Source organism: Nocardia sp. SYP-A9097 (assembly GCF_009649815.1).
In the GTDB taxonomy this organism is placed as follows: domain Bacteria; phylum Actinomycetota; class Actinomycetes; order Mycobacteriales; family Mycobacteriaceae; genus Nocardia.
The window spans coordinates 298010-312820 of sequence record NZ_WJIC01000007.1; the positions used below are offsets into that span (position 1 = coordinate 298010).

Below are 14811 nucleotides of genomic sequence, written 5' to 3' on the forward strand. Positions count from 1 at the left end.
GGTCGCAATGGCGAGACCTCACTCGCGCAGTAGGCCGACCAGGCGCGACCAGGCGTCTTCGGCGGCCTCCGGGCGGTACCAGTCGCGACCCGGGTAGACGAAACCATGTGGGGCGTCCTCGTAGACGACGAGTTCGTGCTCGATACCGTTGTCCGAGAGGGTCTTCTCGAGTTCGGCGCGGGCGGCGGCGTCGATGAGCGGATCCTCGCCGCCGAAGAACAGGATTACTCGACCGGTGATTCCCTCGGTCAATTCGATGGTGGGTTCGGGGGTCGAGAGCGGGATATCGGTATTGGTGAGCCAACCCGGATAGAAGGCGGCGAGCACATTCAGTGGGAGCTGGGTGGCGGCGTAGTAGGCGACGTGGCCGCCCGCGCTGAAACCGACCATGCCGACCGAGGTCGCATCGCGGCGCTTCAGCTCGTCGATGCAGGCGGCGATATCGGCGACCACCCCGACGCGATTCAGCGTGCGCAGGAGCTCCAGTCCGCGTTCCCGGCCTTCCGGAGTCCAGTCGAGACCGGCGCGAGGTTCGGTGCGATAGAACAGATCCGGGACCAGCACGGTGACGCCGAGGGACGCGAGCCGCTCGGCCGCGGCGAGCACCGACTCGTGCTGGCCGTAGATCTCATGGCCGACAATGACTCCCGGATAGTCGCCGGGCGCTTCCGGGTGGGCGAGGTAGGCGCTCATCACCGCGCCGTCGACGTCGATATCGATCCACTCCGTCACGATGCCTGTATCGCTCATGAACTCAAAGTAGCCATGGCCGCCGGGCGGCACCAATCGAACGGCCGATCCCTGCCATCGAATGGTCGATGGCAGGGCGGTGGCGTGAAAGTCAGTGTGAGAGTAAAGGAATCGCGGGACCGCGGCGGCGGGCGACCGATCCGTACCGGGCATCGAGGCGCAGCCAGGTGCGGGCGGCGCGCACCCGGACGATCTCGTCCACCGAGATCCGCCGGGAATCGGTCTCCTCACCGCTGTGCGGGATGAAATCCATTGCGGCCAAGGCGAAGACGACACGCATGGGGACCTCGACCTGTTCCCCGCCGCTCGACACGGTCAGCACCGTCTGGTCGAGGAGCGAGGCGGGCGGGCCGTGGCCGGAACCGTGTTCCTGCGCCAATTCCGCTCCGCGCTCGGCCAATTCGACGAGCATGCGGGCCGGCACATCATCGATATGCGCGAAGCCGGTCTCCGGCGGCAGCGCCGAGCGCCAGGCCGAATCCATGGCATAACCGAGCGGGAACGGAGCGGCACAGTCCGGGCCGTGCAGCCCGGCCAGCACCGTCTCCCCGCTCACGGTCACATCATCGGTGCTGAGAACCGCCACCACGGTGCGGACCGCGAGCGCCTCGAAACCGGTTCCGGCCCAGGCCGATACGTACCGATCACCGCGGCGGCGCAGCCGGATGACCGCGCCCGGATCCAGCCGCACCGCATGGGAGATGAAGGCGGAGAGGTTTTCTCGCTCCGCGGGGTCTGGAAGGTGCAGGGTCAGTTCGCCGGACATCACTGTGGTCGGACTCGGCTCAGTCGGCCAGCCACAGCGACAGGTAATCCCGTTCCGCGGGGTCGAGACGGCGTAGTCGCTGGGTGTCGATATCGAAGGCGGCGAGCTGGGTGGAGGCGACCACCGCGGCCGGGGAGTCCGGATCGGCCCCACCGGCACGCACCTCGTAGCCGACGGTGAAATCGACGGCACGCAACCGCTCGATCCACATGGAGACGTCCAGTGGTGAATCCTCGTGCCGCAGCTGGCCCTTGTACTGCACACGCAGGTCCGCGAGTACACAGCCCGAGCGCAGCCGCACGGTGGGCCGGTCATCGGTGAACAGCCACGGAATGCGAGCCTCCTCCAGCAGGGTCACCATGCGGGCATGGTTGATGTGCTGGAAGGCGTCCATATCGGACCAGCGCACCTCGACCTTGGTATGGAAGCGGACTTCCGTCTTGCCATTCAAACCGACACTCGTCAACGCGGTACCTCCGATTGCGCACCCACCCCGCTCACCATGCTGCGCACCTGACGCGCCGCAACCGACAGCGTGGCCAGGTCGTGGGTTCCGGACTCGAACAGCTCCGACAGGGCGGCACGGGCGCGACCCAGGCGGGACTGATTTTTCGACTCCCAGTATGCAATTTTCTCCTCGGCTGTCTCCTCCGGGTCACCGGCGGAGAGCACATCGAGGGTCAGCGAGCGCAGTGATCCGTACATATCGTCGCGCAGCGCGAGACGTGCGAGCGCATGCCAGCGATCACCGCGTTCCAGGTGGCTGACCGCCTGCAACAGCCAATCGATCTTGAGGTGATCATTGAGCGCGTAGTACAGCGCACCCACTTCCTCACCACTGCGATCGGTGATATCGGCGATATCGATCACATCGAGCAGCGGGAAGAGATTCAGCAGCCCGAACACCTCGGTCGCCAGACCGGACGGCGCACCCCGCTCGATGATCGCCCGCGACTGCTCGTTCAGCGTGTCGATGTGATGACCGCGCAGCCAGCCCGGCACCTTGGGCGCGAGCTGACTCACCTCATTGGCGTACCGGTGGATCTCCGCGCCGACCGCGACGGGTTGCGGTCGGTTGTTGAGCAGCCAGCGCGAGGCCCGATCCAGGGTGCGCTTGGTCTCGAGTTCGAGGGCGTCCTTTATACCGGTCGATACCTCGGCCGCGCGAATGCGATCCCACACCGAATGCAGCCCGAAAATCTGGGTGGCGGCGGTGAAGGCGCGCACCGCATCCGACGCGGTCGCCCCGATCTCCTCATTGAGCCGGTGCGCGTAGGTGATACCGCCGAGATCCACCATCTCGTTGATCAGCATGGTGGTGGTGATCTCGCGGCGTAGCCGGTGCTTCTTGATGGCCGCGCCGAAGCGGGCGCGCAGCGGGGTCGGGAAGTAGTGCGGTAGCCGCGCCGAGAAGTGCGCACTGTCCGGCAGATCGCTGGCCAGCAGATCCGTCTTGAGCGAAAGCTTCACGTGCGCCATGAGATTCGCGAGCTCCGGCGAGGTCAGACCCGTGCCCTGCTCCTGACGGAGCTTCATCTCCGCATCGCTGGGCAGCGCCTCCAGTTCACGGTCCAGGCCGCGGCGCTCCTCCAGTTCGGCGATGACGCGGTGATGCACATTGAGCATGCCCGGCGCCTCGGCCCGGGACATGCCCATCAGATAGTTCTGGGAGACGTTGTCCCGCAATACGAGTGCGGCGACCTCATCGGTCATGGAGGCCAGCAGCGGATTGCGTTCGGCTTCGGGCAGCTGACCGCTCGAGACCACACCGTCGAGCAGAACCTTGATATTGACCTCGTGGTCGGAGCAGTCCACGCCCGCGGAATTGTCGAGGGCATCGGTGTTCATCTTGCCGCCGAGACGGCAGAATTCGATGCGGCCCAGGGCGGTCACGCCGAGATTGCCGCCCTCGCCGATCACCTTGACGCGCAGTTCATTCGCGCTCACCCGGACGGTGTCGTTGGACTTGTCGCCCACATCCGCATTGGTCTCGGTGCTCGCCTTGATGTAGGTGCCGATACCGCCGTTCCACAGCAGCCCCACCGGGGACTTCAGAATGGCGCGAATCAATTCCGGCGGGGACAGCGCGGTGATATCGGCGGCCAGGCCGAGCACCTCACGCACCTGCTCGCTCACCGGAATGGACTTGACCGTGCGGTCGTAGACGCCACCACCGGCGCTGATCAGCGAGCGATCGTAATCGGCCCAGGACGAGCGTGGCAGCGCGAACATGCGCTCACGCTCGACGAAGGAGCGCTCCGCATCCGGGGTCGGATCCAGGAAGATATGCCGATGGTCGAAGGCGGCGACCAGGCGGATGTGCCGGGACAGCAGCATGCCGTTGCCGAATACGTCACCGCTCATATCGCCGACGCCGACGACGGTGAAATCCGTTGTCTGGGTATCGATATCCATCTCGGCGAAGTGCCGCTTCACCGACTCCCAGGCACCGCGCGCGGTAATACCCATGGCCTTGTGGTCGTACCCCACCGAACCACCGGAGGCGAAGGCGTCACCCAGCCAGAAACCGTATTGGTTCGCGACATCATTGGCGATATCGGAGAAGGTGGCGGTGCCCTTGTCCGCCGCGACCACCAGATACGTGTCATCGGTATCGCGGCGCAGCACCTGCGCGGCCGGAATCACCTGTCCGGTAGCGCGATCCACATTGTCGGTGATATCGAGCAGACCGGAGATGAAGGTGCGATAGCAGGCCACCCCTTCGGTCTGCAGGGCTTGGCGGTCGGTGACCGGATCGGTGGTGGCGGCCGGGGGCTGCTTCACTACGAAACCGCCCTTGGCGCCGACCGGGACGATGACCGCGTTCTTCACCGCCTGCGCCTTCACCAGGCCCAGGACCTCGGTGCGGAAATCCTCGAGTCGGTCGGACCAGCGCAACCCGCCGCGCGCCACCGGACCGAACCGCAGGTGCACGCCCTCGACCCGCGGCGAGTACACGAAGATCTCGAATTGCGGTCGCGGCTTGGGCAATTCGGCGATCTCGCGCGGCTCCACCTTGAACGACAGATAGTCGCGCGAGTGGCCGTCGGCGTCGGTGACGTAGTAGTTGGTGCGCAGCGTGGCTTTGATCAATCCGAGAATGGCGCGCAGGATGCGGTCCGCGTCCAGGCTCACCACCTCGTCGATGCGGTGCCGCATAGCGTCTTCCAGCTCGCGGGCGTGACTCTCGTCCGCGGAGCGCGGATCGAAGAGCGCGGCGAACAGGTCGACGAACATGCGTGCGGCATCGGGATAGGCGAGCAGTACGCGGGTGATATTGGCCTGGCTGTACGGGAACCCGGCCTGCTGCAGATATTTCGCGTAGGCGCGCAGGATGGAGACGGTGCGCCAGTCGAGTCCGGCGCGCAGCACCAGTTCATTGAGGCCGTCGGCCTCGGCGCGGCCGTACCAGAGCGCCTCGAAGGCGGTGGTGAAACGCTCACGCAGACCGCGCACCTGATCGTCGAGGGCCGTGGGGCGGGCGGAGGACTCCACCAGCTCGGCCTCCATATTCCGGTCCAGCGCCGCGCGCAACAGCTCCGGGCGGGCCAGCAGGCCGAAATCGTAGACCCACTGTTCGGGGCCGGAGTCGAACTCCAGTTGATGCGGCCGCTCGTCGATGACCTCGATGCCCAGGCTCTGCAATACCGGCAGCACCTGGCTCAGCGAGATACCGCTACCGCCGATGTAGAGCGCGAATCGCCAGGAGCCGGGCTCGGCGTCGGCATTGCGGTACAGGTACTGGGCGATACCGCCCTCGGAAAGCCGTTGCAGCCGAAGGATATCGGCGACCGCGCGGTCGGCGCGGAAATCCTCCTTGTAGCTCTCCGGGAGGGCGTCGACATAGCGCTGCACCACGGCCGGGTCCAGCACGGTGGAGTTGGCCACCTCATCGCGCAGGTGGTCTTCCCAGGTGCGGGTGGCCTCGGCGAGCAGGTGCTGAATGCGCAGCCGATTGGGTTCGGCGGTGTCGGCAATGGCGCCCACGTCGGGCAGCCGCACCGTGAAATACACACTGGCGATGTCGCTTTCGGAGACGCGCGCCGAATAGTCGATGGACTGGCCGCCGAGTTCACGGACCAGAATGTCCTGCATCTCCAAGCGCACTCTGGTGGTGTAGCGGTCCCGTGGCAGGTAGACCATGCAGGCCACGAAGCGGCCGTAGCCATCCATGCGCATGAACAGCCGAACCTGCCGGCGCATACCGATATTCAGCACGGCGCTGGCGGTGCGGCGCAGTGCGACACCGTCGGAGGAGAAGAGTTCGGTGCGCGGGAAGGACTGGATGACCTCGAGCATCTGCTGACCGGAGAAGGAGTCCAGGTCGAATCCGCTGGCCTCGATAATCGAGCGCACGCGGCGTTCGATGACGGGGATGTCCAGCACGTTCTCGTGCAGGGCGGTCACGGTGAAGACACCGATGAACAGGTGTTCGCCTGTGACACTGCCGGATTCGTCGATCTCGGCGACGCCGACGAAGTACGGGTAGACCGCGCGGTGCACGGTGGCCGGGACCAAACCCTGGGTGAGCATGAGCAGCGGCTGATCGCCGGAGTTGTCCGGGACACGGAAATCGGTGCCGTCCAGCGAACCCAGTACACCCAAGCCGGTTCCGGCGGCCATAACCGACTTCGCCTGTCCGGCAACGGTGCTGCGCTCGTAGCGGGCGTAGCCGAGCGGGGTGAGGTGGCCGTCCGCGAGCCAGCGCAGCAGGTTGGCGCAATCGGTGAGATCCGTTGCGGCAAAGGGTGATGCGCCCGCCTTGGCGGCATTGTCGAGCTCATCGGCGACCCGGCTCTGCACCTCGCGCATGGCCTCGGTATCGCCGATGACCTGACGCACATCGGTGAGCACATCGGGCAGGCCTTGCGCCACCTGGTCGAGCTGTTCGCGACTGGTGGAGGGATGCAGCTGAACGTGCATCCAGGATTCGCGCAGTCCGGTGGCGCCATTGCCGTCGACCTCATGTGGCACAGCGGTTTCCAGGCGACCCGACGCGTCGCGGGTGACCTCGAAAATGGGGTGCACGACCTCGCTGACGCTGACGCCCACGCGGCTCAGATACGAGGTGACCGATTCGACCAGCAGCGGCATGTCCTCGGTGACCATCTGCACCGCGGCACCGAGCTCGGCATCATCCTCGGGATGGTAGACGCGCAGGCTGGCGGTGCCGAGAGTACGCTGCATGGCCAGATCGATCTGGCAGCGGAAGATCTGGGTCGAGGTCGCGGGGATCGCACAGTCGGCGTCGCCCGCGTCGACGTGACGGAAGTACGCCTCCTCGAGTGATACGAGGTTGCCGCGCAACGAGGCGGGCAAACTCGCAGCCCACGCCGCGCTGGACAATTCGGACGAGACCGTCATTTCGCCTGCTCCTGGGATTCGGTTCCGTAACCACTTTGACGCCGGTCCGAGAGTAGCTGGGCGGCGCATGCGCCGGGCTGAATTCCTATCAATGCCACGACGCGTCGCACGGTTCTAGCAAACCGGGCGGTATGGCCTCGTCCATAGCGTACCGGAATAACCAGGTCGTGCGCGACAAACCTTGCACCAAAAGACATTTCACGCAATAGGGCGTACGCGAAACTGTCGAGTTCGCTCTGCGATTGCCGTGCAACCAGGGGGCCAATTGATGATCATCCTGGTGAACAGCGAGCCGTCAGTTAACGGCTTGCGGGTTACGCGCGAGCGATCCGAATCGCCCGCGCGTTTGCCGGATACGCCGACTCAGTCGCGAGTCAGCTTGCGGTGGGTGACACGGTGCGGGCGCGCCGCGTCCGGACCCATGCGCTCGATCTTGTTGGCCTCGTAGGCTTCGAAGTTGCCCTCGAACCAGAACCAGGCGGCCTCGTTGTCGTCATTGCCTTCCCAGGCCAGGATGTGCGTGCAGGTGCGGTCCAGGAACCAGCGGTCGTGGGAGATGACCACGGCGCAGCCCGGGAAGTTCTCCAGCGCGTTCTCCAGCGAGCCCAGGGTCTCGACGTCGAGGTCGTTGGTGGGCTCATCGAGCAAGATCAGATTGCCGCCCTGCTTGAGGGTCAGAGCCAGGTTCAGGCGGTTGCGCTCACCACCGGAGAGCACACCGGCTGGCTTCTGCTGATCCGGGCCCTTGAAGCCGAACGCCGAAACGTATGCGCGGGAAGGCATTTCCTGATTACCGACCTGGATGAAGTCCAGCCCCTCGGAGACCACCTGCCAGACATTCTTGCTCGGGTCGATACCGGCGCGGTTCTGGTCGACATAGCTCAGCTTGACCGTCTCGCCGACGCGCACGGTGCCGCTGTCCGGGTTCTCCAGGCCGACAATGGTCTTGAAGAGCGTCGACTTACCGACACCGTTCGGACCGATGACGCCGACAATGCCGTTGCGCGGCAACGTGAACGAGAGATCCTTGATGAGCTGACGGTCGCCGAAGCCCTTGTCCAGGTTCGCAACCTCCACCACGATGCTGCCCAGGCGCGGACCCGCGGGGATCTGAATCTCCTCGAAGTCCAACTTGCGGTGCTTATCGGCCTCGGCGGCCATCTCCTCGTAGCGACCCAGACGCGCCTTGTTCTTGGCCTGCCGCGCCTTGGCCCCGGAGCGGACCCAGGCCAGCTCGTCCTTGAGGCGCTTCTGCAGCTTCTGGTCCTTCTTGCCCTGCACCTCGAGGCGCTCGGCCTTCTTCTCCAGGTAGGTGGAGTAGTTGCCCTCGTACGGGAAGGTGCGGCCGCGGTCGAGCTCGAGGATCCACTCCGCGACATTGTCGAGGAAGTACCGGTCGTGGGTGACGGCCAGCACGGCGCCCGGGTAGTTGGCCAGGAACTGCTCCAGCCACAGCACCGATTCGGCGTCGAGGTGGTTGGTGGGCTCATCGAGCAGCAGCAGGTCGGGCTTGCTCAGCAGCAGCTTGCAGAGTGCGACGCGGCGACGCTCACCACCGGAGAGGTTGGTCACCGGCTCGTCCGGCGGCGGGCAACGCAGCGCGTCCATAGCCTGCTCCAGCTGGGAATCCACATCCCACGCATCGGCGTGGTCGAGGTACTCCTGCAGCTGGCCCATTTCCTCCATGAGCTCATCGGTGTACTCGACGCCCATGAGTTCGGCGACCTCGTTGTAGCGGTCCAGCTTCACCTTGACTTCGCCGAGGCCCTCCTCGACATTGCCGCGAACGGTCTTGGCCTCGTTGAGCTCCGGCTCCTGCATGAGGATGCCCACGGTCGCGCCCGGCGCCAGCCAGGCCTCACCGTTGTTCGGCTGATCCAGTCCCGCCATGATCTTCAGAACGCTCGACTTACCGGCGCCGTTCGGGCCGACAACACCGATCTTCGCGCCCGGAAGGAAGTTCAAGGTCACATTGTCGAGCACGACCTTGTCGCCATGCGCCTTTCGAACCTTAATCATCTGGTAAATGAACTCAGCCATATGGGCAAGCCTAACTGTGTTGAGTTGCCGGTTCTCCGGCGCGGTCGGCATCGGTGGGCGGCTGTGGCGACGGCTCGGGGCGGTCGTTGTGGCCGAAGTGTTTACGCAGCACCGGGGCGGTGCAACGGCCCAGGTCGGGGCCGAGGGCTGTGGCGCGCATCTCGAGATCGTTGCGCTCCATACCGTCTCGGGTGGTGTACTCGTTCGAGCGGAGTTGACCGTAGGCGATGATCGGATCACCGCGCTGCAGGGACGCCTCGACACCCTCCACGAGTTTGCGCCAGCAGTTCACTGTCAGATACAGGGTGCCACCATCGACCCATTCGCCGCTAGCCGCGTCGAAACGGCGGGTGGTGCTGGCCAGCCGGAAGCTGAGCACCTGCTCGCCATTGGGCAGTGCCCGGCGACTGGGATGGGTGACCACCCTGCCGATCACCGCGGTATTCGCCTCGTACATCGCTGTCCCCCTTGCCGATTCGGCTCGTCTGCTGTGGTGAATCCAGCTTGAACCGGCGAGAAGTCCGGCGACAGACCCACTTCCGCGATTGTGGATAACTCGGCGCTGTGGATAACTACAGCGCGCGGAGACCCGGGCGCGCGGCCCCGGCTACAGCGTCGCTAGATCGGTATTCGCGCCGCACAATACGATCACCGGCCGCTCCCCCGACCCCGGGACATACACCCCACTCTGAATCGCGGCCAGCGCCGTCGCCCCCGCGGGCTCCACCACAATGCGGAACTCACGCCACAGATACTCCCGCGCCATCACGATCGCGTCATCGCTGACCAGCAGCGATCGCACCGCGTACCGCTGCGCCACCTCCATGGCGATATCACCGATTCGATTGGCGCCCAGCGCATCCGAGGCCACGCTCGACACCTGGACATCCACCGGCCGCCCGGCCGCGATCGCCCGGTGCAGGGTCGGCGCGCCATGCGGTTCCACGCCGATCACCCGTCCGCGCAGCCCCAGCGCCACCGCGACCCCGGCGACCAGCCCGCCACCACCGACCGCGACCAGCACCGGCGGCCGGCCGCGCACCTGCTCCTCTATCTCCAATCCGACCACGCCCGCACCGGCCACGATGGCGGGCAGGTCGTAGGCGTGCAGCTGCATCGCGCCGCGCTCACGGGCGAGGTGGCAGGCGTATCGGTGTGCCTCCGCGTAAGTCGTTCCGTGCCACAGCACTTCAGCCCCGTGCGACCACATAGCCGCGACCTTCGTGTGCGGAGCGGATTCCGGCACCACCACGGTGCAGGAGAGTCCGCGCAGCGCGCTTGCCAGCGCCGCGGCGATACCCGCGTTGCCGCCGGACGCGATCACCACATGGGTGACTCCCGCATCGGCCTGCAGCAGCGCGTTCAAGCATCCGCGCACCTTGAACGTCCCGCCGTGCTGCAGATACTCGAGCTTCAAACTCACCGGCACGGGTCCGCGCGGACCCAGGATCTCGGTGTGGAAGACCGGTGTCTTACGGGTCTGGCCGTGCAGCAGCCGGCGCGCGCGCCGCACATCGGATCGATAGAGCCGCTTGGGTTTCCGGGTCGCCTGGGCGACGTCACTCACTTGCGTACCTCTCGATCACGCCGGGCAAGCTCGGCGTACATGGCGTTGTACGAAGCGAGTTCCGCGTCGTCATCCCGATCGGCGGCACGGTCCAGTCTGGTGGCCAGTTTCTTGTCGCTGCGTGACCATTGGATGAGCAGCGCCAGCATCACCACCACCAGCGGGATTTCACCGCTCGCCCAGGCGAGGCTACCGCCGGTGTGCTGGTCCTCGAGCAGGTTGTTGTTCCAGCCCAGGCCCAGGCCGCGGTAGAACCAACCGCCCAGGACCGTATCCATGCTCATCAGCGCGATACCGAAGAACGCGTGGAACGGCAGCGAACCGAACACCATGCCCAGCTTGGTCAGCGGCTCCACCTGCCGCGGCTTGGGATCGATCCCGATGACCACCCAGTAGAAGAGGTAACCGCTCAACAGGAAGTGCACGTTCATCAGCAGATGCGCGCCGTGCGAGCCGACGAACGTGTCGAACAGGCCGCCCAGGTAGAGCACGTAGAACCCGGACACGAAGAACACCGCGGCCACCACGGGCTGGGTCATGAAGCGCGATACCGGATTGTGCACCGCCGCCAGAATCCACTCGCGCGGTCCGGGCGGGGCGTCCCGGCCGGCCGGCGGCAGTGCGCGCAATGCCAGCAGCACCGGGCCACCCAGCGCGAACAGGATCGGCGCGAGCATGGACAGCATCATGTGCTGGCCCATATGCACGCTGAACATGGCCGGGGCATACCGGCCGACACCGGAACTGGTCGCGATGAGCAACACCGCGCACGCGCAGAGCCACGAAATGGTCCGGCCCACCGGCCACGCATCGCCGCGCTTGCGCAGCCGCGCCACGCCGCGCAGATACAGCACCGCGAGCACGATCGCGAGGGTGCCGAAGATCAGGTCGAAACGCCAGTCGAAGGCCAGGCGCGCGAGGTTCGGCGGACCGGCCAGGTTGTAGCCGATCTCGACCTCGGCCGGGGTCGGCACTTTCCGCAGTTCGGGCGGCGGGGTGCGGCCGAGGCCGACCGCCAGGCCGATGGTGGCGGCGAAGATCAGCGCTTCGACACCGGCGAATCGGATTAGCGCGCCGCGATCGGAGGGGTTTTTCTCCAGCGCGGGAATGGCGCGCTGCCGCTGCAGGTAGCCGATGATGCCGAGCACGATCAGCGCGGTTGTCTTCGCCAGAATCAACCGGCCATAAGTAGTACCGAACAGATCCGCCCACGGCACCCGAATCCAGGCATTGATCACACCGCTGATCGCGATCACCACATAGGAGACCGTCGCGATCCGCGAGAACCTGCGGGTGGCGAGCGCGGTGTACTCGCCATCACGCAAGGCGTACGCGAGCACCGCGAACAATCCGCCCACCCAGAAGCAGGCCGAAAGCAGATGCAGGATCAGGCTATTGGTGGCGATGTCATGCGCACCGCCCGCCGAGGAATGCCCGGTCAGCGCCACCGGCAGCAGTGAGAGCACCGATAGCAACAGCAGCGCCGGCGTCCAGCCCCAGCGCAGTGCGAGCCGGCAGCCGACCGCGAGCGCCAGCACGAAGAACACCGTGAATCGCCAGGACCCGGCCACATCGACCTGATCCGCGGCCTTCCACACCGACTCCGGGCGCAGCGAGTCCATGAAGGGTTGCCCGGTGGTATCCGACAGTGTCAGCGGCACCAGCAGCGCCGACGCGCCCGCCCACACCAGCGCCGCGTTCCCCGCGCGCCTGAGCGCGCGATATCCGCCCACATCGAGCAGACCGTTCTCCTGCGGTGGCACGAAGAACGCCGCGAACAGCAGCGATCCGATGGTGAGCGCCGCGGCAAGATCCGCGACGGCCCGCACCGCGGGCAGCCCGTACGTGGTCAGCGGCCCCGGATCCGGAATCCCCAGCAGACTCAGCGCCTGCGACGCCGAAAGCCCGACCACCAGCGCCGCCACCACCGCCGTGACCGCCCCGCCAAGCGCGGCCACCACCGTGAACGTCCCGCCCGACCCCGACCGATTCGCCTGAACAGCTGTAGCGGTGGGCGAATCCTGCGGCGACGACATACGCCCAGCGTAGTTCGAAGTTACGGTCCGAACTCCCCGGGGGTTTCCCGTCCTCCGGTCCGCTCCCCCGGCCCGACGCGCCGAACGGTTGCTGGGCGAGCCCCCAATCTCCTCCTGGACGCTCGCTATACTCAACTCGCTGGACACCGAGATCAATATGGTTCAAGGTGTTTGGTGGCCGCATCGCCCAGATGCCCCGCACTGCCTCCGTAGCTCAGTTGGATAGAGCAAGGGCCTTCTAATCCCTAGGTCGCAGGTTCGATTCCTGCCGGGGGCGCTTTCCAACCCTGACCTGCGACGAAGTCGCGAGGTTCAGCGGTGCCCACCTCCATCCGAACCCAAACACGGGTGCGGGGCCATCACTGTCGATGTAGCAGTCCCTACCGGTCGCGACCGAGGGAAGGCTCGAGAACCGTGGCTGCCTCGAGCACACCTTTACAGGTGGCGGCATCGGTGGCCATACCGATCCGCAAGGTTCCCAGTTTGGTGCGGAGGTAGGCGTCGCAACCCATCGGAATCGTCTTGTCCAGCACGGCAAGTGACTGTGGTGTGGTGAATGCCTCTCGACCATTGATGGTCGTCGTGGTCGGATGGCCGTTGACGTCCGAGCGGGCGTAACCGAGTGCCCGTTCGTAGGCCGAGTTGGGGCCTATGTTCATGACATGCTCCAGGACCAGCCCGCCACCGCCGGTTCGGTCCACCGCGCAGCGTTGGGGGAAGGTGTCCGGTGCCGGATGGGTTTTGGTGGCGGGGTCGAAGCCCGCTTTGCGGAAGGTGCCGTTCTTGATGTCCGTGCACGGATCGAAGAGCGCCGATCCGGTCGGGCCGTCATCAGCATCATCCGCACCACAACCGCTCGCGAGCGCTACCGCACACGCCACGACAAGAATGCGACCGAGAGCCGTCCGCACAGTTCCTCCCCGAACAAACCATCCCGCAATGGAATAGCAGAGCTTCCGTCCCGCTGTTCCCTATCGGGACGCGATGCTAGCCGGTCTTGTCGTCCACTAGGTGGCCCAGCATTTACGACGGCTGGGTAGTCCTACGGATTCGCCGGGAGCTTGAGTCGGCGATGTTGGTGCGCATGATGACTACATGCGCCCTGGTGCCGAGCTCGCAGACCAATCGTCGGCGAATCCCTGTGTGGGACTGGGTGATCACTGGCGTGTGCCTCGTTCTGGACTTCGTGACCGCGATGGGCTTGGCGCTGTTCACCGGAATGTTCGCGATGGCAGGGGATTCGTGTGCGCCTGACAGCCCCTGCATGGGCCAGGTCGGCCATGGCATCGCTATCTCTCTACTGGGGATACTCGCAGTCCTGGTAATCGGATTGGGCTGTGTGATCGTCGCTGCGATCTCCCGCACCCGGCTGTTCATCTGGGCTCTGGCGACCTTGCTACTGCTGCCGGTCCCCTTTGCCATCGGTAGCAATATCGCCAACCATGCCTCGGAGCTGAGCACGGTTGGACCGTCGCACCCCTGATCCTGGACAACCGGCCGGGACCGCGTGCTCCAACCGACGGGGGATGTCGGCCGAGTACGGCTGGGCCGCAACCAGAATGGCGTAGTGGTTGGCCTGGGTCGACATTTTGGAGATCGGCTGTCTGGGAGTAGAAGATCTCGTACGTCGGCCAGTGACCGATCCTGAAGTCCGGCCCGGGGTATCAGAGGAGTGCGAAATGCCACCGCCTGCACCGCGCCGCCAGCTGGGCTGTCTGACAGCTATGGCTTGACGCCATCGACGCAGCCGACCCGCCGGCCGCAGCCCCGTCCGACTTGTGCGCGGCGATCGGCACTGCACTGTTCGAGCGGTTGGTCCCGCACGGGGTACCTCTGAGCCAGGCGATCTATTCGTCGGGTTCGGACGCGGCCTGCGATTACCACACACCCAACGACCGCTTTGGTCGGTTCGAACACGTATGGCTTCCTGCATGTTCGGCTGCTGCGCTACGGCAGGGTCGGCTGGAGCTCGGGTTCGGATCTTGCCTCCGACGCCCTCGCCGAATCCTGTGAGAACACCGCGATCGGCGGGCGGTTCCAGGGCGCGCACGGCCTCGGGGATGAGGCATGTGTCGCCTACCAGGACGAGGGCGCGGGCGGTACCGGATTCGGCTCGGCGATCCTTCGCCGTGGCGCGGACCTGGTCTGGGTGGACTACTACACGAACCCGGGCACCACCGATCAGGCCCGGCGAGCAGTCACCGACGTGGCATTGGCTGCCCTCGCCGGTGTCCCCTAGCTGAAAGGGGCCCAGGGTCACCAGCTTGATCCAGTTCGGCAACCTCACC

11 protein-coding genes and 1 tRNA gene are annotated in these 14811 nt (G+C 65.8%); 3 read left to right on the forward strand and 9 right to left on the reverse strand.

All coding sequences use genetic code 11. The annotated features are described in order from the left end of the window. Positions 1-18: 18 nt before the first annotated feature. From GFY24_RS17695 to GFY24_RS17730, 8 genes are all read right to left on the reverse strand, one after another. Positions 19-750, reverse strand: a complete 732-nt coding sequence (locus GFY24_RS17695; protein WP_194852910.1) for a dienelactone hydrolase family protein — start codon at positions 748-750, stop codon at positions 19-21. 91 nt (positions 751-841) lie between these two features. Next, the gene (locus GFY24_RS17700) at positions 842-1516 is read right to left on the reverse strand and encodes a hypothetical protein (protein WP_153806123.1); all 675 of its coding nucleotides are present in this window, start codon (positions 1514-1516) and stop codon (positions 842-844) included. A gap of 19 nt (positions 1517-1535) precedes the next feature. After that, entirely contained in the window at positions 1536-1982 is a 447-nt protein-coding gene (locus GFY24_RS17705) for a thioesterase family protein (RefSeq protein ID WP_255458687.1), read from the reverse strand. Further along, positions 1979-6880, reverse strand: a complete 4902-nt coding sequence (locus tag GFY24_RS17710; RefSeq protein WP_153806124.1) for an NAD-glutamate dehydrogenase — start codon at positions 6878-6880, stop codon at positions 1979-1981. The genes GFY24_RS17705 and GFY24_RS17710 overlap by 4 nt, the downstream gene beginning before the upstream one ends. 363 nt (positions 6881-7243) lie before the next feature. Next, positions 7244-8920 carry an energy-dependent translational throttle protein EttA gene (gene ettA / locus GFY24_RS17715; RefSeq protein WP_153806125.1) on the reverse strand — a complete coding sequence of 559 codons (1677 nt, stop codon included), beginning with the start codon at positions 8918-8920 and terminating at the stop codon, positions 7244-7246. A gap of 10 nt (positions 8921-8930) precedes the next feature. Then, positions 8931-9377, reverse strand: a complete 447-nt coding sequence (locus tag GFY24_RS17720; RefSeq protein ID WP_153806126.1) for a single-stranded DNA-binding protein — start codon at positions 9375-9377, stop codon at positions 8931-8933. A 150-nt stretch (positions 9378-9527) separates the two neighbouring features. Beyond that, positions 9528-10487: a threonine/serine dehydratase gene (locus GFY24_RS17725; RefSeq protein WP_309230979.1), complete on the reverse strand. Its 960-nt coding sequence runs from the start codon at positions 10485-10487 to the stop codon at positions 9528-9530. Then, positions 10484-12523, reverse strand: a complete 2040-nt coding sequence (locus GFY24_RS17730) for a cytochrome c oxidase assembly protein (RefSeq protein WP_153806127.1) — start codon at positions 12521-12523, stop codon at positions 10484-10486. The genes GFY24_RS17725 and GFY24_RS17730 overlap by 4 nt, the downstream gene beginning before the upstream one ends. Before the next feature lie 203 nt (positions 12524-12726). Here GFY24_RS17730 and GFY24_RS17735 point away from each other — a divergent pair. After that, a tRNA-Arg gene (locus GFY24_RS17735) sits at positions 12727-12800 on the forward strand. A gap of 103 nt (positions 12801-12903) precedes the next feature. Here GFY24_RS17735 and GFY24_RS17740 read toward each other — a convergent pair. Then, positions 12904-13434, reverse strand: coding sequence for a hypothetical protein (locus GFY24_RS17740; RefSeq protein ID WP_194852911.1), 531 nt, complete (start codon positions 13432-13434; stop codon positions 12904-12906). A gap of 254 nt (positions 13435-13688) precedes the next feature. Here GFY24_RS17740 and GFY24_RS17745 point away from each other — a divergent pair, with 254 nt between their 5' ends. Both GFY24_RS17745 and GFY24_RS17750 read left to right on the forward strand, forming a co-directional pair. After that, a complete protein-coding gene (locus GFY24_RS17745) occupies positions 13689-14006 on the forward strand; it encodes a hypothetical protein (RefSeq protein WP_153806129.1) in 318 nt (105 codons plus the stop codon). A gap of 417 nt (positions 14007-14423) precedes the next feature. Further along, positions 14424-14762, forward strand: coding sequence for a hypothetical protein (locus GFY24_RS17750; protein ID WP_153806130.1), 339 nt, complete (start codon positions 14424-14426; stop codon positions 14760-14762). The last annotated feature ends 49 nt before the right edge of the window (positions 14763-14811 follow it).